Genomic DNA, 23,166 nt, shown 5'->3' with positions numbered 1-23,166 from the left:
TGACCCCCGGCGCTTTAAAGGGATAATGACTGGGAAAATTCACTTGAAAATATTGTTTATTCCAACTCGGTCAAGGGGATACTAGGGTAAAGCGAATAGTCATCAACTTACGGGAGGGAATTTATTTGAGTTGGACCGGAATCGCCTTATTCATACAGCTGTTTTTTGGGATTATCATCGGGCTGTATTTCTGGAATCTGTTACGTAATCAACGAACTCAAAAGGTATCAATTGACCGGGAATCCAGAAAGGAAATGGAACAGCTGAGGAAAATGAGATCGATATCTCTTAGTGAGCCTTTAGCCGAAAAAGTTAGACCTTCCAGCTTTAACGACATTGTCGGACAGGAAGATGGAATAAAAGCATTAAAAGCTGCGCTTTGCGGACCTAACCCCCAGCATGTCATTATTTATGGGCCTCCTGGTGTAGGGAAAACTGCGGCTGCCCGACTTGTCCTTGAGGAAGCAAAGCAGAATTCCAAATCTCCTTTTCAATCTTCTTCAGTGTTTGTTGAGCTCGATGCAACTACAGCAAGATTCGATGAAAGAGGAATTGCCGATCCGTTGATTGGTTCTGTCCATGATCCGATTTATCAAGGAGCAGGAGCGATGGGACAGGCAGGTATACCGCAGCCAAAGCAAGGAGCGGTAACTAATGCGCACGGCGGGGTTTTATTTATTGATGAAATTGGTGAATTGCATCCGATACAAATGAACAAGCTTTTGAAAGTCCTGGAAGACAGGAAAGTATTTTTGGAAAGTGCCTATTATAATGAAGAAAATGCACAAATTCCAACACATATCCATGACATCTTCAAAAATGGACTGCCTGCGGATTTCCGACTTGTTGGTGCAACGACAAGGACTCCAAGCGAAATACCTCCTGCCATTAGGTCAAGATGTATGGAAGTATTTTTCCGTGAGTTAAGTCAGGAGGAAATTGCTAAAGTAGCCAGAAACGCAGCCGATAAAGTAAATCTGACGATGAGTGAAGAAGCGATATCGATTCTTTCAAACTATGCACGCAATGGACGCGAAGCTGTCAATATGGTTCAAATTGCGGCGGGACTGGCTATAACGGAAGAGCGCTCATACATCAAGGAAGAGGAAATCGAATGGGTCGTCCATTCTAGCCAGCTTACTCCAAGGATGGAACGTAAAATCAATGAAAAATCTGCGGTCGGACTCGTTAATGGACTTGCAGTATATGGACCGAATACTGGTGCTCTCTTAGAAATTGAGGTAACGGTTATCAAAGCAAAGGATAAAGGGTCCATCAATATTACCGGAATTGTTGATGAAGAAAGTATCGGCGGACAGGGTAAATCGATCAGAAGAAAAAGTATGGCAAGAGGCTCGATTGAAAATGTCATTACAGTCCTAAGGTCAATGGGTGTCCCTGCTGATGAATTTGATATTCACGTTAATTTTCCAGGCGGTACTCCTATAGATGGTCCATCAGCAGGAATTGCGATGGCTACAGGTATTTATTCAGCGATTTACAAAATACCGATGGATAATACAGTTGCGATGACAGGAGAAATCAGCATTCATGGAAATGTAAAGCCTATTGGCGGAGTTTATCCAAAGGTAAAAGCGGCGAAAAAAGCCGGAGCCAAAAAGGTCATCATTCCAAAAGAAAACGTGCAGACGATCCTAAATGAAATTACAGATATCGAAATCATCCCTGTTACTCACCTGGATGAGGTATTTGAAATCGCCTTGCTTAAGGAGCATCCACGCGAACAAATTATTTCAGCTGCTCCAGATCTTGTGAAAAAGGAAACGAGCTAAACATGGATTAAAAAAAGGACGCGTAATGCGTTCTTTTTTAATGAGCTATATTTCTAATCGTAAAATTGGAGCAGGGACTTTTTTGCAAATGGAATCACTAAGCAACTTATGCTAATTTTTTTCAAAAAATACTTGTTCCTCAAACTGGAACCGTTCCATGGGCAAGTATCAAGCAAAGAATACTCCAAAACACGACAATCAAAAGAAAATTTTTATACATTCATTCTGTAAGCAGAGTAACAGACATATTTTTAGCGTAATATCAGGATACTAACAATTAGAAGTCGCATTATTAAACCGTTCTTTCTGCTCTTGATATTAGACACTAGAAAATAAATACGATAGAATTGAACAACAAAGTATTTAAATGCTTATAGAATGTTACAATGCATGTTGGAGGTGCAATATCATGGCGAACGAAAAAGAGCTCACTGTCCCTCTGTTGCCGCTTCGCGGTCTTCTCGTATACCCGACAATGGTGCTTCATTTAGATGTTGGTCGGGAGAAATCTGTACAGGCTCTTGAGAAGGCTATGGTGGATGACCATTTGATCTTTCTTACGACTCAAAAGGATATATCTATAGATGAACCAGGCGAAGAGGATTTGTACCAGGTGGGTACACTCACTCGTGTGAAACAGATGCTAAAACTTCCGAATGGAACAATCCGTGTTCTGGTTGAGGGCTTGGCAAGAGCTGAAATCATTGAACTCTTTGATGAAAAAGACTACTACTCCTGCACCCTGAAAACATTTGAAGACAGGGAAACGAAGGATGTCGAAGATGAAGCATTAATGAGGACAATGCTTGAGTATTTCGAACAATACATAAAAATGTCCAAGAAAATTTCTGCGGAAACGTATGCATCAGTTTCTGACATCGAAGAGCCAGGAAGAATGGCTGATATCATCGCTTCCCACCTGCCTTTGAAATTAAAAGAAAAGCAGGAAATATTAGAGACGATTGATATAAAAGAACGCGTTAACCGCGTGATTGAAATCATCCATAATGAAAAAGAAGTACTTGGTCTGGAAAAGAAAATCGGCCAGCGTGTCAAACGGTCAATGGAGCGCACGCAAAAGGAATATTATTTGCGTGAACAAATGAAAGCGATCCAGAAAGAACTTGGCGAAAAAGAAGGCAAGACGGGTGAAATAGCAGAGCTTAACGAAAAAATTGAGCTTGCAGGAATGCCTGAGCATGTAAAAGAAACTGCCCTCAAGGAATTGGACCGCTACGAAAAAGTCCCGACAACCTCTGCTGAAAGTGCAGTGATTAGGAACTATATTGAGTGGCTGGTTAATTTGCCGTGGTCGAAGGCAACCGATGATGACCTTGATATTACCAAAGCGGAAAAAGTCTTGAATAAGGATCATTATGGACTTGAGAAGGTTAAGGAACGCGTGCTTGAGTATCTTGCTGTCCAGCAACTGACAAACTCGTTAAAAGGACCAATCCTTTGCCTATCTGGACCTCCGGGAGTCGGTAAAACAAGTCTAGCCAGATCAATTGCAAAATCATTGAACAGGAATTTTGTACGTGTTTCCCTGGGCGGTGTCCGTGATGAATCTGAAATCCGCGGCCACAGAAGGACTTATGTTGGCGCGATGCCAGGCCGGATCATTCAGGGAATGAAGAAATCAGGAACAATCAATCCTGTATTCCTGTTAGATGAAATCGATAAAATGTCGAGTGATTTCCGCGGGGACCCTTCAGCTGCTATGCTAGAAGTGCTGGATCCTGAGCAAAATCACAACTTCAGCGACCATTATATCGAGGAGCCATATGACCTTTCTAAGGTCATGTTCATTGCGACCGCAAACAACCTTTCGACTGTTCCAGGTCCATTGCTGGACAGAATGGAAATCATCAATATTGCGGGATATACAGAGCTTGAAAAGCTGCATATAGCCAAAGATCATTTGCTGCCAAGGCAAATCAAGGACCATGGTCTATCCAAGTCACAGCTGCAAATGAAGGATGACGCAATCACGAAGGTAATACGTTATTATACTCGTGAATCAGGTGTACGTTCTCTGGAAAGACAGCTGGCAGCAATCTGCCGGAAAACAGCGAAAATCGTTGTATCCGGAGAGAAAAAACGTGTTGTTGTAAATGAAAAAAATGTGGAAGAATTCCTTGGCAAGACTAAGTTCAGGTATGGTCAGGCAGAACTCGAAGACCAGGTCGGCGTTGCAACTGGTCTCGCCTATACTACTGTAGGAGGTGACACACTTCAAATTGAAGTGTCGCTATCCCCGGGTAAAGGCAAACTTGTACTGACTGGAAAGCTTGGAGATGTCATGAAGGAATCTGCTCAGGCAGCATTTAGCTATGTCCGTTCAAAAGCGAAGGATCTGGACATCGATCCGGACTTCCATGAAAAGAATGATATTCATATCCACGTCCCAGAAGGTGCTGTTCCTAAAGATGGACCTTCTGCAGGGATTACCATTGCTACTGCACTCGTATCGGCTTTATCAGGAAGGCCGATTCGCAGGGAAGTAGGAATGACGGGAGAAATAACTCTAAGGGGACGCGTATTGCCAATCGGCGGCCTAAAGGAAAAATCATTGAGTGCCCACAGGGCAGGTCTGACAAAGATTATTCTTCCTAAAGATAATGAAAAAGATATTGACGACATTCCTGAAAGTGTACGTAAGGAGCTTGAATTTGTGTTAGTTTCTCATCTAGATGAAGTACTTAAGCACGCTCTAGTTAGCGGTGATATTCAATGAAAGTAAATAGCGCAGAAATAGTGATCAGTGCTGTAAGGCCGAACCAGTATCCGGAAACGACTCTTCCGGAATTCGCCCTTGCCGGACGGTCGAATGTAGGGAAATCTTCTTTTATCAATAAAATGCTGAACCGGAAAAGTCTCGCCAGGACTTCTTCGAAGCCAGGAAAAACCCAGACATTGAATTTTTATTTGATCAATGAAATGCTTCATTTCGTTGACGTTCCAGGCTATGGATACGCAAAAGTTTCCAAGTCAGAACGCGAAGCATGGGGGAAAATGATTGAAACTTACATCACATCAAGAGAACAATTAAAAGCGATGCTCCTGATTGTGGACCTAAGACATCCGCCATCCAAGGATGATGTCATGATGTATGGTTTCCTTAAGCATTACGATATTCCAGTTATCATCATTGCGACTAAAGCGGATAAGATTCCAAAGTCAAAATGGCAAAAGCATTTGAAAATCACAAAAGAGACTCTTGATCTTGACCCTAATGACACCATCATCCTTTTCTCGTCCGAAACAGGGGAAGGCAAGGATAAGGCTTGGTCTGTTCTTGGAGCTTTCATGAAATAAAGCAAAACGCGGTCCAGAGATGGACCGCGTTTTTAATATGGGAGGGATGTAATTGAATTGCAAATTGAGGACCTTCTTTTCAAAATAATAGAGTAGAAATGAAAAATCCGCACCATTATAATGATGCGGGATTCACTCATTTTTTCTTAAAAAACAGAAGATAGATACCGATCAAGATCAGTGCCGCTGGCCAGAATTTCCATGCAGTTGCAACACCATTTTCCAGCAAACCAAGCCAGCTTGTAATCCGGTCATAAAATAGCAGCAGTCCTGCTAAAATAAGAAAGAGAACTCCGTGGAACAAGCCATTGCCTGTTTTCTGGTATCGAAGTAAAAAGCCTAGGGCAATGATTAGAATAAATGCTCCAAGATGATCCGGCCATAATTCGAACTTATTGACGACATGAAAATGGACACCTAATCCAACAAGGATCACTCCTGGTAAAATCGCTTCATAATCCTTTCCCCAGTAGCCCTGTACCAAAAAGGCAGCACCTACAATAAGAAGGAGAGTAGGCCACGTGTAAAATTCCTTGAAAAGGGTTATGTTTGCCTGCTGAAGATAAAAATAAATGCCAAACCCGATTAATATCATTCCTGGGATCATTCTCTGATTTTTCATTCTTTCACCACTTCCAATAAGGCTCACTTGAATTAATCGACAAACTTTGATAAGGTACATTAGGGAGTATGTTTATTTGCTGTTCGTAAGGTAATTATGTAAATAAACAACTTGTAAAATGAACTTATATTTATGTAATTTATATCACATTGTGTTCACTAGTTGTTCACATTTCTAGCAAAAAGGAAAATGGCTTCATGGTATAATTTCCTTAGCCAATTATGCAATTTCTATTTGGGGGTGTCAATTAATATATGCACATTATAGTTGTCGGTCTAAATTATAAAACTGCCCCTGTCGAAATCCGCGAAAGGTTGACATTCAACGAGGCGAATCTTGGAGAAGCAATGAGTGCCCTTCAGGCAAAAAAGAGCATTCTTGAAAATGTCATAGTATCAACTTGCAACCGTACAGAAATATATGCTGTCGTGGACCAGCTCCACACAGGCAGATATTATATAAAAGAGTTTTTATCTGAATGGTTCGGGATTCCGCAGGCTGAATTCACGCCATTTCTGTTTATTTATGAACAAGATGGAGCAATCGAGCATTTATTTAAGGTTTCGTGCGGGTTAAACTCAATGGTGCTGGGCGAGACTCAAATTCTTGGCCAGGTACGCTCAAGCTTCATGCTTGGACTTGAGAGAAACACGACCGGGACTGTATTTAACCAGCTATTTAAGCAAGCTGTGACGCTTGCTAAGCGCGGCCACTCCGAAACAGAAATCGGTGCGAATGCAGTATCAGTCAGTTATGCAGCTGTTGAGCTTGCAAAGAAGATTTTCGGATCTCTTGACCAGAAGCATGTACTGATTCTTGGTGCCGGCAAAATGGGCGAACTAGCCATCCAAAATCTCCATGCAAATGGAGCAAAGAAGGTTACCGTCATTAACCGTACCTACAAAAAGGCCGAAGATTTGGCAACAAAATTTTCAGGCAAAGCCAAGACGCTTGATGAGCTTCAGAGTGCGCTTACAGATGCTGATATCCTAATCAGTTCCACTGGAGCGAAGGATTTTGTTGTCACGCGTGATATGGTTGCCAAGGTTGAGCAAAAACGCAAAGGAAAACCATTATTCATGGTTGATATTGCAGTGCCGCGTGATCTGGATCCTGATATTGCTACACTTGAAAATGTATTCCTTTATGATATCGATGATCTTGAAGGAATTGTCGAAGCGAATTTGCAAGAACGCCAAAAAGCAGCAGAGAAAATCCTCATTATGATTGAAAGTGAAATCGTCCAGTTCAAACAATGGCTGAACACTCTTGGAGTTGTTCCTGTCATTTCTGCACTAAGAGTGAAAGCTCTTGCCATCCAGGAAGAGACAATGAACAGCATTGAAAGAAAGCTTCCGCATTTATCCGATAGGGATATGAAGGTCCTTAACAAGCATACAAAAAGCATCATCAACCAGCTTCTGAAGGATCCAATTCTTCAGGCTAAAGAGCTTGCAGCTGGCCCTGATGCCGACGAGGCGCTTGACCTATTTGTCAAGATCTTTAATATTGAACAGCTAGTCGCTGAACAAGAGGGAATGAAAACATCAGAATCCAGGCAGGCCGGAGTACCTTCGCCTCAGGCTTCCCTACAGTCGTAAGAGGGGTTCTGCTTATGGGAGATCTTTTTATTACCCGCCTTCATGAAATGACCATTGTTGTTTATGCAGCAAGTGTCCTTTTATATTTTATTGATTTTCTTAACAGTAACCGGAGGGCGAACAAAATTGCCTTCTGGTTACTTGCATTTGTATGGGGTTTTCAAACTCTATTCCTATTTTATTATATGGTCGAAACTGGCCGATTCCCTGTACTGACCCTCTTTGAAGGGCTTTACTTTTATGCGTGGGTCCTGGTCACACTGTCCCTCGCAATCAACAAACTATTAAAGGTAGACTTCATTGTCTTTTTTACAAATATACTTGGATTCATCATTATGGCCATCCATACTTTTGCGCCTGTGCATTATGATTCTAATGTCATTTCTGAACAGCTTATATCAGAACTGCTGCTGATCCATATCACGATGGCGATCCTGAGCTATGGAGCTTTTTCGATTTCATTTGTCTTTTCTTTGCTTTACCTCATTCAATATGACCTTTTAAAGAGGAAAAAATGGGGAAAGCTGTTATGGAGAATATCCGATCTGACCAGGCTTGATTATTGGTCATACATATTGAATGTCATTGGAGTGCCGATGCTTATCCTGAGCTTGATTCTTGGGCTGCAATGGGCATGGATCAAGGTCCCTGATCTTGAATGGTATGATGCGAAATTAATAGGCTCATTCGTGGTTTTGGCTGTTTATAGCATTTACCTATATTTGAGGGTAGGCAGAGAAGTATATGGGAAGTCGCTTGCTCTTTGGAATATCGCTTCCTTCCTGATTGTATTAATAAACTTTTTTCTTTTCGGAAAATTATCATCATTTCATTTTTGGTATCAATAAAAGGAGGCTGTCATGAGAAAAATTATCGTTGGTTCAAGACGGAGTAAATTAGCATTGACGCAAACAAACTGGGTAATCGAGCAGTTAAAAAAATTAGGGGCTCCTTTCGAGTTCGAAGTGAAGGAGATCGTTACTAAAGGAGATCGGATTTTAGACGTCACGCTTTCCAAAGTTGGTGGGAAGGGCCTATTCGTTAAAGAAATTGAACAAGCGATGCTGGACAAGGAAATTGATATGGCTGTCCACAGCATGAAGGATATGCCTGCTGTCCTGCCTGAGGGTCTCGTGATCGGATGCATTCCATTCCGCGAGGATCATCGTGATGTCCTTATTTCGAAAGGAAATGTATCGTTCAGCGAGTTAAAATCTGGTGCTGTGATCGGAACGAGCAGTCTGCGCAGAAGTGCTCAGCTTTTAGCACAGCGCCCTGATCTTGAAATGAAATGGATTCGCGGTAACATTGATACAAGGATAGGCAAGCTTGAGACAGAAGAATATGACGCAATTATTCTGGCTGCCGCTGGACTGAAGCGTATGGGCTGGGCTGATGAAACAATAACTGAATTCATTGATCCCGAAATCTGTGTGCCAGCAGTGGGCCAGGGAGCACTTTCGATTGAATGCAGAGGTGACGATGAAGAGCTTCTTCAGCTGCTTGAAAAATTCACATCCGTTGAAACGAGTGCGGCTGTAAGAGCAGAGCGAGCTTTCCTAAATAAAATGGAAGGCGGCTGCCAGGTTCCAATCGCAGGATATGCCTATATAAATGAACAGCAAGAAATCGTTTTGACAGCTTTAGTAGGTTCACCAGATGGAAAAAAGATTATTAAAGAACAAGTCAAAGGCCGAAATCCTGAAGAGATGGGCGAGATTGCTGCAGAAAAACTGATCAGCGAAGGCGCGAAGGACTTGATTGATAAGGTTAAACAGGAGCTTGAGATTGAATGATTCCGTCTTTGCCGCTGCAAAATAAAACAGTCATGATTCCAAGGGGAAAGGCGCATGCAAAGTCTTTCTCCGAGTTAGTGGCTAAGTTTGGAGGGATTCCAGTGGAAGTCCCTCTAATTGCCTTTAAGCCTGTCGCAGCAACAGACGAACTCTATGAAATGATGAATAACTTACATACGTACGATTGGATCATTTTTACGAGCAATGTGACTGTGGAAACCTTTTATTCTTTAATGAATACACCTGTACCATTTCCGAAGGTTGCCGTGATCGGCGATAAAACGAGGCAGGTTCTAGAAAATACGGGTGTTAGGGTCGATTTTACACCTGGGCATTATGTTGCTGAAGATTTTGTAGAAGAATTTCATTCTCACATCCGTGAGGGTTCACGTGTTCTTATTCCAAAAGGAAATCTTGCAAGAGATTATATTGCTGCCACATTGAAAAAACACGGTGCTATAGTTGATGAGGTTGTCATCTATGAAACGTACCTGCCTGATGATAGCCGGGATAAGCTGATTCAGATGCTTAGAAATAGAAGACTTGATATACTTACATTTACAAGCCCTTCTACTATTGATCATTTTATGGAAATAGTAGAAGCTCACATGCTTCAAAAAGAGCTTGATCAGTGTATCGTGGCCTGTATCGGTCCCGTTTCAATGCGTAAGGCAGAGGAATGGGGATTGACTGTCCACGCTGTGCCTGAAAAATATACCGTTGAAGAGATGCTGAAAAGCATTATTGAGTACTTGAAAATAAATCCGCATACTGGAGGATAAAACATGAAAAACCTTGAATTTAACCGCCACCGCCGTCTTCGTCAAACTGCGAATATGCGTGCCCTGGTCCGTGAAAACTATCTTCGCACTGAAGATTTAATTTATCCACTGTTTATCGTCGAGGGAGAAAACATTAGGAATGAAGTATCTTCGATGCCAGGAGTCTTCCATTTGTCACTTGATAATCTGAAAGAAGAAATGGCCGAAGTAGAATCTCTTGGTATTAAATCTGTCCTCCTTTTCGGCGTTCCAAATGAAAAGGACGAAGTAGGCTGCCAGGCGTACCATGACCATGGGATCGTCCAGGAAGCGACTCGTGCTATTAAAAAGGATTTCCCTGATATGGTAGTCATTGCGGATACATGCCTGTGTGAATACACAAGCCATGGACACTGCGGCGTCATTGAGGACGGTAAGGTTCTTAACGATCCATCACTTGAATTGCTTGGTAAGACAGCTGTCAGCCAGGCCAAAGCCGGTGCAGATATCATCGCGCCTTCAAATATGATGGACGGATTCGTTACAGCTATCCGTTTTGCATTGGATGAAGCAGGCTTCCAGGACGTGCCGATCATGTCTTACGCTGTAAAATATTCATCTGCATTCTACGGACCTTTCCGTGAGGCTGCCGAAAGCACTCCGCAGTTCGGTGACCGCAAATCCTACCAAATGGATCCTGCAAACCGTATTGAGGCAATGCGTGAAGCTGAGTCAGATGTCATGGAAGGAGCAGACTTCCTGATTGTGAAACCCGGCATGCCATATCTTGATATCGTCAGGGATGTTAAAAATAATTTCAATCTACCTCTCGTGATCTATAATGTCAGCGGCGAATACTCCATGGTCAAAGCTGCCGCACAAAACGGCTGGATTGATGAAAAAAGCATCGTGATGGAGATGCTGACAGGCATGAAACGCGCAGGCTCTGACCTGATCATTACCTACCATGCTAAAGATGCTGCACGCTGGCTGAAGGAACAATAAGATCACTCTATTTTGCACCCTTTACAAAAAGGATCTGTTAGATGCTAATGTTGATTTTTAAATCCTGATGATTGGAGCGAAAACCAACATTCCTGTTTTACAGATCCTATAAAAATGAAATGAGGGATATAAATGCGCTCATATGATAAATCGATTGAAGCTTTCAAAGAAGCAAAAGAAATCTTACCTGGAGGGGTCAACAGCCCTGTCCGTGCATTTAAATCAGTGAACATGGATCCAATCTTCATGGAAAGAGGAAAGGGTTCGAAGATTTACGATATCGACGGCAATGAATATATCGATTACGTTCTGTCTTGGGGCCCGCTGATTCTTGGCCATACAAACGATCGCGTTGTTGAAGGAATCAAGAAGGTAGCAGAGTTAGGAACGAGTTTTGGAGCGCCTGCATTGGTAGAAAATGAACTGGCTCAGCTAGTCATTGACCGCGTTCCATCCATCGAAATGGTAAGGATGGTTTCTTCAGGTACAGAAGCGACTATGAGTGCTCTTCGCCTAGCAAGGGGTTATACAGGCAGAAACAAAATTCTTAAATTCGAAGGCTGCTACCACGGCCATGGCGATTCACTGCTCATCAAAGCTGGCTCAGGAGTCGCTACGCTTGGATTGCCTGACAGCCCAGGTGTTCCAGAAGGGGTAGCAAAGAACACGATTACAGTCCCTTACAATGATTTAGAGAGCGTCCGCTATGCATTTGAACAATTTGGCGATGATATCGCGGGTGTAATCGTTGAGCCAGTTGCAGGCAACATGGGCGTTGTCCCACCAGTCCCTGGCTTCCTTGAAGGCCTGCGTGAAATCACAAGCCAGTATGGGACAGTATTGATTTTTGACGAAGTCATGACTGGATTCCGCGTGGGTTATAACTGCGCACAAGGTTACTACAATGTCACACCTGACCTTACTTGCCTTGGCAAAGTAATCGGCGGCGGACTGCCTGTTGGAGCCTACGGCGGTAAAAGAGAAATCATGGAGCAAATCGCTCCAAGCGGCCCTATCTACCAGGCGGGAACTCTTTCCGGAAATCCTCTGGCAATGACTGCTGGACTTGAAACATTGAGCCAGCTGACACCAGACACATACAAGGAATTCGAACGGAAAGCTGACATCCTTGAAGCAGGTTTGAAAGCAGCGGCTGAAAAATATAATATCCCTCATACTATCAACCGTGCAGGCTCAATGATCGGCATCTTCTTCACGAATGAAAATGTCATCAACTATGAGGCTGCCAAAACATCAAACCTTGAATTTTTTGCTTCCTATTATCGTGAAATGGCTAATGAAGGAGTATTCCTCCCGCCATCACAATTTGAAGGCTTGTTCCTTTCAACTGCCCATACAGATGAAGACCTTCAAAAAACAATTGAAGCTGCTGAGAAAGCCTTCTCCAAGCTGCAAAATAAATAATACGGTAAAGACACTTTTCGATATGAAGAGTGTCTTTTTTTGGTTTGGGAAGTTAGTCGGTCTTCAGGGCATTTCGGAAAATAATGAAAAGTTTTGGAATAAATGGCATGGTTTTCGGAATAAAATAAAAAATTCCGGAATAAATGCCACGAATTCCGGAATAAAATAAAAAATTCCGGAATAAATGACCTCATTTAAAGCAACAATGCTTCCTTTAACAGCCTAACTATTGATTTTTCGGAATACCCTTAAATAGTACAGCTCTTCTTACTTTGAAAATCAATTTATTTACAAAGTATAGTTATAAATGTTAATCCTCTTTAAAAATGATTTTATTTTTACCTGATCGTATTCTTTTTTTATATTAACTCACGCAAGTAATGGTCTAAATTATCATAAAAGCAAATATAGACTCATAAAGTGTTAATGACATAGTGATTTTACGCTTAAGGAATGAAAGGAGGAGTCGCTTTGTCTCAGGGAAATCAATCGTGCCTGCGATTTTCGTTAGAGGAGTCAGTATGGTTTCAAAGAGGACAGGAAGTCGCAGAGCTTGTCTCGATTTCACTCGATCCGAATATAACGATACAGGAAAGCGAGCAATATGTATCCATTCGCGGATCGCTGGAATTGACTGGGGAATATACATGCCATGAAAATCAGCAAGAGAACTCAGAAGACCATATCCCAGCTCTTAAGTTCGTGCATTCTGTGATGGAGAGGGATGAGGGAGTATATGAATTCCTGCACCGCTTTCCAGTCGATATCACCATTCCGAAAAACAGAATCGAAAGCATTTATGACATCAATATCAATGTAGAATCCTTCGATTACGTGTTTCCGGAAAAGGATCGCTTGAAGCTGAATGCTGATCTGGCAATTACAGGCTTATATGGTGAACAGCAGCATGAAACCGAAGAAAACCAGAAACCTGCTTATGAAGCTGAGGAGCTCGAATTCAGCTTCCGTGAAGAGCGAGCAGAAGAACCTACTGCCGAAGACCAAAATGAAGAAGATGCGGCTGAATTCGACTTTCCAGAAGCACCAGCATATTCATTTGTCCAGCAGAATGAAGCTTTGAATCAGGACGAGGAAAATACATTCGAAGAAGAATTATATGCACCATTCCGTGCGGAAGCGAGAAAAACGGGTGCAGAGGAAAAGGCTGAGGAGCCTGTATTGCAGGAACAGCGTCATTTACAGGCCGTTCCTGAATATTCCTATAGTGATTTTAGGAATGAGAATGTACCAGCTGAAGAAACCGAGGTTGAGGCTGAACAGGAAACTGAAGTTGAAATCGAGGAGACGAAGCAGGAAGTGAACGAACCTGCAGAAGTCCAGGAGGCTGAAGAAGAAAGCTCATCTTCCCCAGTCATGAAAAAGAAAAAGCCGAATATGAAAAAAGGTATTTCGATCGCCGAGTTTTTAGCAAGAAAAGAAGAAGAAGCGGTGGTTGCTAAAATAAGAGTCTGTATCGTGCAGCAAGGCGACTCGCTCCAATCTATTTCTGAGCGTTATGATGTGCCAGTACAGCAGCTTTTGCGAGTGAACCATTTGAGTATTGACCATGAAGTTAAAGAAGGTCAGGTTTTATATGTACCTGGAGTAGCTGTGCACCATCAATAATCAAGGCTCAAAACAACAATCTTAGCAAGTTCAGCAAAACAAAAATTAGAAGCAACGCCTTGTCCGAAAAGCTAGTTGTCAGGGCTGGTTTGGGTGCTGGCCAGGGTTGCTTCAGCTTTTTTAGTGGGCAGGTGTGTCTGACACCTGCTCAAATCCATTTTTAAGCATATTTACAGGAAGTTAAGAAAGTGGGCGAGATCCAATGGATGATCGCAATTTTTTAAAGGAAGAAGCAGAAGTATTAAAGCATTATCCGGTTGAGCCATACTTTGCTGAGGATTTTGGCAAAATTAAAAAGATTTATACAAGAACGGGCACATTTGCCTTAAAAAAAATCCATCCATATGAAGGCACGGATTTTATTAAGCATATTCAAACACTTTACCAAAAAGGCTTTAACAGGATTGTTCCTGTATATCCTTCGAATGATGGCAGGTATGCCATTTTGCATAATAAATCACTTTACTATCTGATGCCATGGATACCGAATGAAATTAAGGAGAATCATCAATCAGAAAGGCAAATGCAGCTGTTCAGGGAATTGGCGAGGATGCATACTTTGTCAGCAAAGGAGCTTGAAATCAGTCCCGAGCTGAAAAAGGAACACTATGAACAAACCTTGAAGGAATGGGAAAAAGAAGAGGAATTTATAAATGGGTTTATTGAGAGCTGTGAAAATAGAGTATATATGTCCCCTTTTGAATTAGCCTTCTGCCTGTATTTCAGCCAAATCAACCAGGCGATCCAGTTTGCCAAACAAAAGCTTGAGAGCTGGCATGAAAAAACAAAGGATCAAAAAAGACGAGGACCGTCATCCTGCATGGGAAAATCTCAACGGAACATTTTTTGTTCGATGAAAGAGGATATGGTTATTTCATTAATTTTGAGAACGCAAGGCAAGGTTCGCCAATTCAAGACCTGCTCCCATTTGTATCTAGGTCGTTAAAAACACTGCCAAAACGTTCTGATGATTCGATTGATTGGATTTACGCTTACCTGAAATATTTCCCTTTCAGAGAGGATGAGATGCAGTTATTTATGAGCTATCTGGCATTCCCGGCGGGGATTATCCGTGTAGCTGAAACCTATCATCAGCGAAAGACGGAGCTGGATGAAAGGAAGTTTGTCCAAAGATTGCAGAAGCAATATTGGCTTTTAAGCAATACTGGATATGTTGTAACGAAAATAGATGAAATAGAAAAACAAAAACAGCAAGCAAAGCAAGCACAACAAGAAGGAGCCCAGAGCTAAAATAGGCCCTGAGGCTCCTTAAAAGATTTCAAATTTTATCGCCAGAGCAATCATGATAAAGATTGATAACAGCAGTACATCAAAAGTCGTTGGGAAAAATAGCGTCCGTAATCCTTGGAAAATGCAAAAAGGAAAGATTAATTGAGCACAGATGCCTCGAGCCGTTCTGGCCCACCTCGGGAGTGTATATGGATTATACCTTCGTCTCTTCATCTCCATCCCTCCAAACAGACAGATATTCCTTTTTTATTCTATGAGCAGTTTGCCTAAATTGTGCTAATAAATGGAACAGCATGATGCAAAAAGTATAAAATATAAAAAAATAGGAAATGATGATTGACGTCATTCCCCTTTTTTGGGTAGTATAACTAATATACAAAAACACAATAAAGTGAATAGCATTGACAGGGAAGAGTACATTATCATTTAGCTTTAAGAGAGGAAAACCATTAGCTGCGAGGTTTTCTAAGCTGAATCAATGGAAGGTCGCCCTAGAGCTTCTCCTGCTAACGGAAGCATTTATCCTATTAACAGGCGACGGTGAAGAACCGTTATTTCCTCAAGAGCCAGCATGTAGGATTGATTCTTTTCCCATGTTGGAAAAAAAGGTGGTACCGCGAACAAACTCCATTCGTCCTTTTACGGCGAATGGAGTTTTTTTATTTTATTTTTTAGGAGGAATCACGATGGAAGAGAATTTATCAATGCCTACTAAATACGATCCTTCTGCGATTGAACAGGGCCGTTATGAATGGTGGATCAAGGGCAAATTTTTCGAAGCGAAAGATGATGCACAAAAGAAGCCATATACGATTGTTATCCCGCCGCCCAACGTTACAGGAAAGCTTCACCTTGGGCATGCCTGGGATACAGCTCTCCAGGACATCTTAACTCGCATGAAGAGGATGCAAGGCTACGATGTTCTCTGGCTGCCAGGAATGGACCACGCTGGGATCGCAACACAAGCGAAGGTGGACGAAAAGCTTCGTAACCAGGGAATCAGCCGATATGATTTAGGACGCGAGAAGTTCGTAGAGGAAACATGGAAGTGGAAAGAGGAGTATGCTCAGCATATCCGCAAGCAATGGTCAAAGCTTGGCCTGGGACTTGATTACAGCCGCGAGCGGTTTACATTGGATGAAGGACTTTCAGATGCTGTTAAAGAAGTATTCGTTTCACTTTACCGCAAGGGCCTCATCTATCGGGGTGAGTACATTATCAACTGGGATCCAGCAGCAAAAACAGCTCTTTCTGATATTGAGGTTATTCACAAGGATGTACAAGGTGCGTTCTATCATATGAAATATCCTCTTGCTGACGGTTCTGGACATATTGAAGTAGCAACTACAAGACCGGAAACGATGCTTGGCGATACAGCGGTAGCAGTACATCCTGAAGATGACCGCTACAAGCATCTAATCGGCAAGACCGTCATCCTGCCAATCGTTGGACGCGAAATTCCAATCGTTGGCGACGATTATGTAGATATCGAGTTTGGTTCTGGAGCAGTAAAAATTACTCCGGCACATGATCCGAATGATTTTGAAATCGGCAACCGTCATGATCTTGAAAGAGTCCTTGTCATGAATGAGGATGGCAGCATGAATCACAATGCCGGCAAATACCAAGACATGGACCGCTTTGAATGCCGCAAGCAAATCGTTAAGGACCTTCAGGAGCAAGGTGTTTTATTCAAAATTGAAGAACACATGCACTCAGTTGGACATTCAGAACGTACCGGCGCAGTTGTCGAACCGTATTTATCGACACAATGGTTCGTTAAAATGCAGCCTCTTGCCGATGAAGCAATCGCTATTCAGCAAAAAGAAGATAAGGTCAACTTTGTACCTGAGCGTTTCGAAAACACATATCTTCGCTGGATGGAAAATATCCGTGACTGGTGTATTTCCCGACAGCTATGGTGGGGCCATCGTATTCCAGCCTGGTACCATAAAGAAACTGGAGAAGTTTATGTTGACCATGAACCGCCTGCAGATATTGAAAATTGGAATCAGGATAATGATGTATTGGATACTTGGTTCAGTTCTGCATTATGGCCGTTCTCAACAATGGGCTGGCCAAATGAGGAAGCAGCTGATTATAAGAGATACTACCCTACAGCTGCATTAGTTACAGGCTATGATATCATCGCGTTCTGGGTGTCCCGTATGATTTTCCAGGGACTCGAGTTCACTGGTCAAAGACCATTCGAGGATGTTTTAATCCACGGTCTAGTTCGTGCCGAAGATGGCCGCAAAATGAGTAAATCACTTGGCAATGGCGTTGATCCGATGGATGTCATCGATCAATACGGTGCTGACTCACTGCGATACTTCTTGACAACTGGTAGCTCTCCAGGACAGGATCTTCGCTACAGCACTGAAAAAGTTGAAGCAACCTGGAATTTTGCCAACAAGATTTGGAATGCATCCCGCTTCGCATTAATGAACATGAACGGATTGAAATATGAAGAAATCGATTTGAGTGGTGAAAAATCTGTTGCGGATAAGTGGATTTTAACCAGGCTGAATGAAACGATCGAAACAGTGACAAGACTTTCAGACCGCTACGAATTCGGTGAAGTAGGCCGTGTGCTGTACAACTTCATCTGGGATGATTTCTGTGACTGGTACATTGAAATGGCTAAGCTTCCGCTATATGGAGAAGATGAAGCAGCGAAAAAGACGACTCGTTCCATTCTTGCTTATGTACTCGATAACACAATGCGTCTGCTCCACCCATTCATGCCGTTTATTACGGAGGAAATATGGCAGAACCTGCCTCACCAGGGCGAATCGATTACAACAGCAAGCTGGCCGCAGGTTGATCCAGCATTAACCGATAGCGAAGCTGCTGATGATATGAAATTGCTCGTTGAAGTAATCAGGGCTGTAAGGAACATCCGCTCAGAGGTGAATACACCGCTTAGCAAAAAGGTTGATATGTTCTTGAAAGCGAAAGACGAAAAAACTCTTAACACGCTTGAAAGCAACCGTGGTTACATTGTCCGCTTCTGTAATCCAGAAAATCTACAGATCGGACTTGAAGTCGATGCCCCTGAAAAGGCGATGACAGCAGTAGTAACAGGACTGGAAATCATCATGCCGCTTGAGGGACTGATTAACATCGATGAAGAAATCGCCCGCCTACAAAAAGAAAAAGAGAAGCTGGATAAAGAAGTTGAACGTGTCCAGAAAAAGCTTGCGAATGAAGGCTTTGTAAAAAAAGCTCCTGAAAAGGTCATTGAAGAAGAACGCGCGAAAGAAAAGGATTACGTTGAAAAACGTGCTGCTATTGAAGCGCGCATCAATGAGCTAAGAGGATAACTTATAACAAGATAGAAATTTTACATTGAAGGCGAACCATTATTGGTTCGTCTTCATCTTGAATTGGGGTGCAGGAATGTTCCATACATATGAACAAGCGGTAGATTGGATCCATGCAAGACTTAGGCTCGGGATCAAACCGGGATTAACAAGAATGGAATGGATGCTGGAAAGACTGGAGCATCCTGAACGACGGATGAAAACCATCCATGTGGGCGGCACAAACGGGAAAGGGTCTACTGTCACTTTCCTGCGTTCCATCCTGGAATCAGCCGGCTACCTGGTAGGTACATTTACCTCTCCATACTTTGAGCAGTTTAACGAACGCATCAGCATTAACGGCCAGCCAATCAGTGATGATGACCTTATTCAGCTTGTGAATGTTATCAAACCGCTGGCGGATGAACTGGATCAAACGGAATTAGGTGGTCCAACAGAGTTTGAAGTCATTACGATTATGTCAATTTATTACTTTGCCAAAGTCTCTCCTGTCGACGTTGTTATTTACGAGGTTGGCCTTGGGGGAAGGTTCGATTCCACAAACGTCATTCATCCGTTATTATCGATTATTACAAGTATTGGTCTCGACCACACGGCTATTCTTGGGGATACCTATGAAAAAATCGCCTTTGAAAAAGCAGGTATTATTAAAAATGGTGTAAGCGTCATTACAGGTGTGAAGCAGCAAGAGGCATTAAAGGTAATTCGTAACAGAGCAGCTGAAAAGAAATCCTCTATTTATCATTTGGGGGAACAATTTTTTACAAGTTCTAGAAGTTCATTGAAAGATGGAGAAAAGTTTACTTTTACAAGCCTGTTCAGCCAAGTTGAGCAGCTTGAGACATCGATGATTGGCGCACACCAGGTAGACAACGCCTCTTTAGCTGTCATGGCAGCCCAGCTCCTGGCGAATTATTATTCCTTTATCATAGAAGATTCACATATTAGGAATGGTTTAAAAAAGGCTTACTGGCCTGGAAGGCTGGAGGTATTGTCTGAAAAACCGTTCGTCTTGATTGACGGTGCACATAATGAGGAAGGAATAACTGCTCTTGCCAGTGAAGTAAACTCCAGATATGCCGATAAAAAGATTAGCATTCTATTTGCTGCTCTCACAGACAAGAAATTGGACAGGATGATTGCCATTCTAGAAGAAACGGCGGATTCCCTAACGTTTACGACATTTGACTTTCCAAGAGCAGCTAAAGCAGAAGAGTTAATGGAAGCTGGAAACGCAGCTGACAATATGACCATAGCTCATAATTATGAAATTTATCTTGAACAAAAAATAAAGGAATTAAAGGGAAATGAAATTTTGCTCGTAACAGGTTCACTTTATTTTCTGTCAGAGGTAAAGCCATTGATCAGTCAACTACTAAAAAATAAATAAGAAAATTATGACATTCGACAAAAAGTTTGCTAAACTATTTAAAAAGTATGACTTTTTACCTAAGGGATTTTTTGAGACGTTTAGCAAATTTGCTTTGCTAAATCGTTACACTTGATGAGGGGAGGGTGGATAGATGAAAATTGCTCCAATGGTGAAAAAATCAATTTGGTTTGCCTGGCTGTTAACCGTGCCGGTTGGTATTTGGGTGACGTATGAGGTCTATCCACCTTCTATAGATGGATCGATCTGGGGTGTCCTGGCATTCCTCTTATTAACGGCTGTCGTGGCTTCAATGCCGATGGTTGTAAATAATACGCCAATCTTCTTAATCCAATGGGTATCGATGTCCGTATTTCTTACTTATGGATTATTTGTTGAAATGATTTTAATTCAAATTTCTGTTGTTATTCTCTTAACAAGGTTGAGACTCCAAAAGACCGATGCATACAAATTTCCACTGAATTCGCTGATGTTTTTTATTGTATCGCTGCTCAGCGGCCTAGTGTTTTATGCTCTAGGCGGGACTCACGGAGAAAATTTTGCGCAAAATCCATTTATACTTGTACTTGGAACTATATACGGAATAAGTAACTTCGTGATTAACACAATCATTTTGATATTTATTCAAGCTTTTGCTTTTAAACTTAAAGGACCTTACTTTGGTAAGGATTTTATCTGGGAATCGATCACGACCCTGATTACCTTCCCAATTGGTTTCGTGCTTTATGAGTTATACAGAGAGATGGGAATCATTTCGCTGCTATTTGTAGGAATTCCGTTTGCGAGCCTGTCAATAATTCTAAGTCTCTACTATTCCAGTGATAAAGTTAACGAGTTTTTGCAGAATGCTGCAGAAATCGGGCATCAGCTTGCTGAAAGGCTGAAAGCAAATGAAGTCATAGATTTATTCGTCCAAAAGCTGATTGAAATGCTTCCTGTAGACTATGCGTATATTCTTGATGTCGTCAATAATAAAGAGTTAAAACTAATCTATAAGGTGGAACATGGAGAATTTCTCGAACCGGTAGCTGCCCCTTTAAAAAAGGGTGAGGGAATCAGCGGACTTGTATGGGCTGATAAAAAGCCTGTGCTTTTCCATTCCAAAAAGCAATGGAAGCAGATCAACTCTGGGTATATACCGCCGAGTGTTGAAAGCATCTTAAGTGTCCCGATTGTCAGGAACGCACAAGTAATAGGGGTCCTGGTTCTGGCGGCAAACAAAAAAAGGGCATTTGAGAAATCTCAGCTGATGATCGTCGATATTCTGTGTTCCCACTTTGCCATCGCGGTTGAGAACGCAAGGCACCATGAAAAAACAAAAGAAAACAGCGAGAGATGCGCTCTGACTGGACTTTATAACTATCGCTACTTTGAAAATATGCTGACAAGCGAGTTTGAAAAGTTACAAAACTCCGAGAGAGATCTGTTGTCACTCATCCTTCTTGATATTGATCATTTTAAATCAGTAAACGATACATATGGGCATCAAAGTGGAAATGAGATTCTTTGTGAACTTGCAGTCCGATTGAAAGAACGGATCGGGGACATCGGTACAGTAGCCCGATACGGGGGAGAGGAATTTGTCATCCTGCTTCCAGACATGATGAAGGGTGATGCATTCAAGCTTGCTGAGCAAATCAGGCTTATGATTGCGAGCGAACCATTTGCCTTGCTTCAATCCATGGACGCAAACGGAAAAATAATCTTCGTTGATATAACCGCTTCAATCGGTGTCGCTACAGCACCTCAGGATGCAGACGATTCACTTGCATTAATTAGACACGCAGATCGTGCATTATATGTCGGGGCTAAGCGATCAGGAAGAAACCGGGTTGCTGAATATGTAAAATAAGGCTGACCCGATTGGGTCAGCCTTTACATTTTAGTATTTAACTTCAATTCCGTTATTAAGGTCTATGGACCAAGGATTATCGTTTGCTTTAGGGCAGGATACTCCTGTTGTTCCTGGAAATGATGTATAAGGAATAAGTGTATCATTCTTAATTAAATAGGTATTTCCGGTAACGCAAAATGTATAGGCATTATTTGGTTTATTAAATTCATGCCTGAAAACAGCATCACCAAAAACTATTATGTCAGCTCCACCATTAAATGTAATGTTGTCATTAAAAAAAGCATTTCCAAGAACTGCAATAATTCTATTTCCTCGAATTTGAATATCTTTAGCGAAATATGTAGAATTGGGAAAATACTCATCCTTATCTGACCCATTACCCTTTAAGTCGATCGAATAGGCAACATAATTCATGTATCGATCTTTTGTAGGAATTGACTCTCCAACTAGTGAATCGCCGCCATTTTTTACGATAAGGATTGTGCTTTCAAGTATTTTTTTTTCACCAGCTGTTATTCCTTTAGTCTTGAATGAAATCGAAATATTGTCATCTGATATTTTTTTGACAGAAGGTGATGTTACATCATACGAATTGCTTCCTTCAACGGTCATGGCCAAATAGCTATTGTTTAACACTCCTTTCACCAGTGCAGAATAGAAGATTTCATCGTAATCAGGAATGATGTTTCCTGATTTCTTGCTTGCTTCTTCGAAAGCATCTTCAACTTTTTTCTTTGCTTCCTTGTTTGACGAATTCACTATTTGTGTAAGTATTGCCTCATAATGAGCCACCCCCATCTCGGCAAGGTCTGTTGCTTTATTAACTTCATCCGTTTTATTGAATTGTTTTCTAGCTGAAAGGGCCATTCCGCTCATGGAAAGAGCAAATACAAAGGTGATCGTGATGATTAGTAATACGAGAACGAGTGCGTAACCTTTTTCATTTTTCATCACTTAACCCTCCCTTAGTATCTCTTAATTATCGTTTTAACTTCATAGGTTTGTCCTGTTTTATCATTTAAAGTTATATGAATGGATAGAGGCAACGAGGAATCTATATTTTTCGAACCTGAAATAGCTACTTCATCAGGATAGCCAAGTTCTATTTGTACATCATACCTGGAATCTCCCAGAAGTTTATCAGCTGCCTTTTCACCGATGTAAGCAGCCCTTTTTTTCTCATCATAGGAAATTTTGTATTTGTCAAATTTGAGATGGTGTTGTTTAACTGTTGCAAGAATGATATTAGCGGTTTGGTCCATGCTGTTTTTTTCGGATATGTGGCTGTAGTTTTTATTAAATCCCAAAAAAACACTATAAATAAGTGCGGATATAAAAAATAGAATGGTAATCGCAGCGAGCACTTCAACTAAGGTCAGTCCACGTTGGTTATTCAT

18 protein-coding genes and 1 other annotated feature are annotated in these 23,166 nt (G+C 41.8%); of the genes, 15 read left to right on the top strand and 3 right to left on the bottom strand.

The features are described 5' to 3' along the window. The first annotated feature begins 125 nt into the window (after nucleotides 1–125). The 3 genes from lonB (at nucleotide 126) to yihA (ending at nucleotide 5,111) form a co-directional block, all read left to right on the top strand. The gene (lonB, locus tag AABM38_RS17655; protein WP_335376351.1) at nucleotides 126–1,793 is read left to right on the top strand and encodes an ATP-dependent protease LonB; all 1,668 of its coding nucleotides are present in this window, start codon (nucleotides 126–128) and stop codon (nucleotides 1,791–1,793) included. Between the two features lie 409 nt (nucleotides 1,794–2,202). Next, nucleotides 2,203–4,530, top strand: a complete 2,328-nt coding sequence (lon, locus tag AABM38_RS17650) for an endopeptidase La (protein ID WP_423407568.1) — start codon at nucleotides 2,203–2,205, stop codon at nucleotides 4,528–4,530. Beyond that, a complete protein-coding gene (yihA, locus tag AABM38_RS17645) occupies nucleotides 4,527–5,111 on the top strand; it encodes a ribosome biogenesis GTP-binding protein YihA/YsxC (protein ID WP_423407567.1) in 585 nt (194 codons plus the stop codon). Before lon ends, yihA begins: the two co-directional genes overlap by 4 nt. A 136-nt stretch (nucleotides 5,112–5,247) precedes the next feature. Here yihA and AABM38_RS17640 read toward each other — a convergent pair whose 3' ends face one another. Then, complete coding sequence (locus AABM38_RS17640) at nucleotides 5,248–5,733, bottom strand: LiaI-LiaF-like domain-containing protein (protein ID WP_423407566.1); 486 nt, start codon at nucleotides 5,731–5,733, stop codon at nucleotides 5,248–5,250. Nucleotides 5,734–5,987: 254 nt separating this feature from the next. Between AABM38_RS17640 and hemA the strand changes: the two genes are divergently transcribed. The 12 genes from hemA to AABM38_RS17580 all read left to right on the top strand — a co-directional run bounded on the left by hemA (nucleotide 5,988) and on the right by AABM38_RS17580 (nucleotide 21,766). Further along, complete coding sequence (hemA, locus tag AABM38_RS17635; protein WP_423407565.1) at nucleotides 5,988–7,334, top strand: glutamyl-tRNA reductase; 1,347 nt, start codon at nucleotides 5,988–5,990, stop codon at nucleotides 7,332–7,334. Between the two features lie 14 nt (nucleotides 7,335–7,348). Further along, a complete protein-coding gene (locus tag AABM38_RS17630) occupies nucleotides 7,349–8,182 on the top strand; it encodes a cytochrome C assembly family protein (protein WP_423407564.1) in 834 nt (277 codons plus the stop codon). 12 nt (nucleotides 8,183–8,194) lie between these two features. After that, entirely contained in the window at nucleotides 8,195–9,130 is a 936-nt protein-coding gene (gene hemC, locus AABM38_RS17625) for a hydroxymethylbilane synthase (RefSeq protein WP_423407563.1), read from the top strand. Continuing rightward, nucleotides 9,127–9,912, top strand: coding sequence for a uroporphyrinogen-III synthase (locus AABM38_RS17620; RefSeq protein ID WP_423407562.1), 786 nt, complete (start codon nucleotides 9,127–9,129; stop codon nucleotides 9,910–9,912). The genes hemC and AABM38_RS17620 overlap by 4 nt, the downstream gene beginning before the upstream one ends. Before the next feature lie 3 nt (nucleotides 9,913–9,915). After that, nucleotides 9,916–10,896: a porphobilinogen synthase gene (gene hemB, locus AABM38_RS17615; RefSeq protein WP_423407561.1), complete on the top strand. Its 981-nt coding sequence runs from the start codon at nucleotides 9,916–9,918 to the stop codon at nucleotides 10,894–10,896. A 132-nt stretch (nucleotides 10,897–11,028) separates the two neighbouring features. Then, a complete protein-coding gene (hemL, locus tag AABM38_RS17610) occupies nucleotides 11,029–12,321 on the top strand; it encodes a glutamate-1-semialdehyde 2,1-aminomutase (RefSeq protein ID WP_423407560.1) in 1,293 nt (430 codons plus the stop codon). A gap of 471 nt (nucleotides 12,322–12,792) precedes the next feature. Then, on the top strand, nucleotides 12,793–13,947 hold the full coding sequence (gene spoVID / locus AABM38_RS17605; RefSeq protein ID WP_423407559.1) for a stage VI sporulation protein D: 1,155 nt from the start codon (nucleotides 12,793–12,795) through the stop codon (nucleotides 13,945–13,947). A gap of 202 nt (nucleotides 13,948–14,149) precedes the next feature. Beyond that, nucleotides 14,150–14,893 carry a hypothetical protein gene (locus tag AABM38_RS17600; protein WP_423407558.1) on the top strand — a complete coding sequence of 248 codons (744 nt, stop codon included), beginning with the start codon at nucleotides 14,150–14,152 and terminating at the stop codon, nucleotides 14,891–14,893. 80 nt (nucleotides 14,894–14,973) lie between these two features. Continuing rightward, a complete protein-coding gene (locus tag AABM38_RS17595) occupies nucleotides 14,974–15,198 on the top strand; it encodes a hypothetical protein (protein ID WP_423407557.1) in 225 nt (74 codons plus the stop codon). Nucleotides 15,199–15,590: 392 nt separating this feature from the next. Further along, nucleotides 15,591–15,840 (top strand) — a binding site (T-box leader). Between the two features lie 44 nt (nucleotides 15,841–15,884). Beyond that, nucleotides 15,885–18,524 (top strand): valine--tRNA ligase, encoded by a 2,640-nt coding sequence (locus AABM38_RS17590; protein ID WP_423407556.1) that lies wholly within the window; start codon nucleotides 15,885–15,887, stop codon nucleotides 18,522–18,524. 76 nt (nucleotides 18,525–18,600) lie between these two features. Then, on the top strand, nucleotides 18,601–19,914 hold the full coding sequence (locus AABM38_RS17585) for a bifunctional folylpolyglutamate synthase/dihydrofolate synthase (protein WP_423407555.1): 1,314 nt from the start codon (nucleotides 18,601–18,603) through the stop codon (nucleotides 19,912–19,914). Between the two features lie 133 nt (nucleotides 19,915–20,047). Continuing rightward, nucleotides 20,048–21,766, top strand: coding sequence for a sensor domain-containing diguanylate cyclase (locus AABM38_RS17580; protein WP_423407554.1), 1,719 nt, complete (start codon nucleotides 20,048–20,050; stop codon nucleotides 21,764–21,766). Nucleotides 21,767–21,796: 30 nt separating this feature from the next. Here AABM38_RS17580 and AABM38_RS17575 read toward each other — a convergent pair whose 3' ends face one another. Then, a complete protein-coding gene (locus AABM38_RS17575) occupies nucleotides 21,797–22,720 on the bottom strand; it encodes a hypothetical protein (protein ID WP_423407553.1) in 924 nt (307 codons plus the stop codon). A 14-nt stretch (nucleotides 22,721–22,734) separates the two neighbouring features. Beyond that, the gene (locus tag AABM38_RS17570; protein ID WP_423407552.1) at nucleotides 22,735–23,166 is read right to left on the bottom strand and encodes a PilW family protein; all 432 of its coding nucleotides are present in this window, start codon (nucleotides 23,164–23,166) and stop codon (nucleotides 22,735–22,737) included.

It is taken from the genome of Heyndrickxia sp. MSNUG (assembly GCF_049532715.1).
Lineage (GTDB): Bacteria > Bacillota > Bacilli > Bacillales > Cytobacillaceae > Mesobacillus.
The sequence above is the reverse complement of the archived record's forward strand: the minus strand, read 5'-3'. Positions and strand labels throughout refer to the sequence as shown.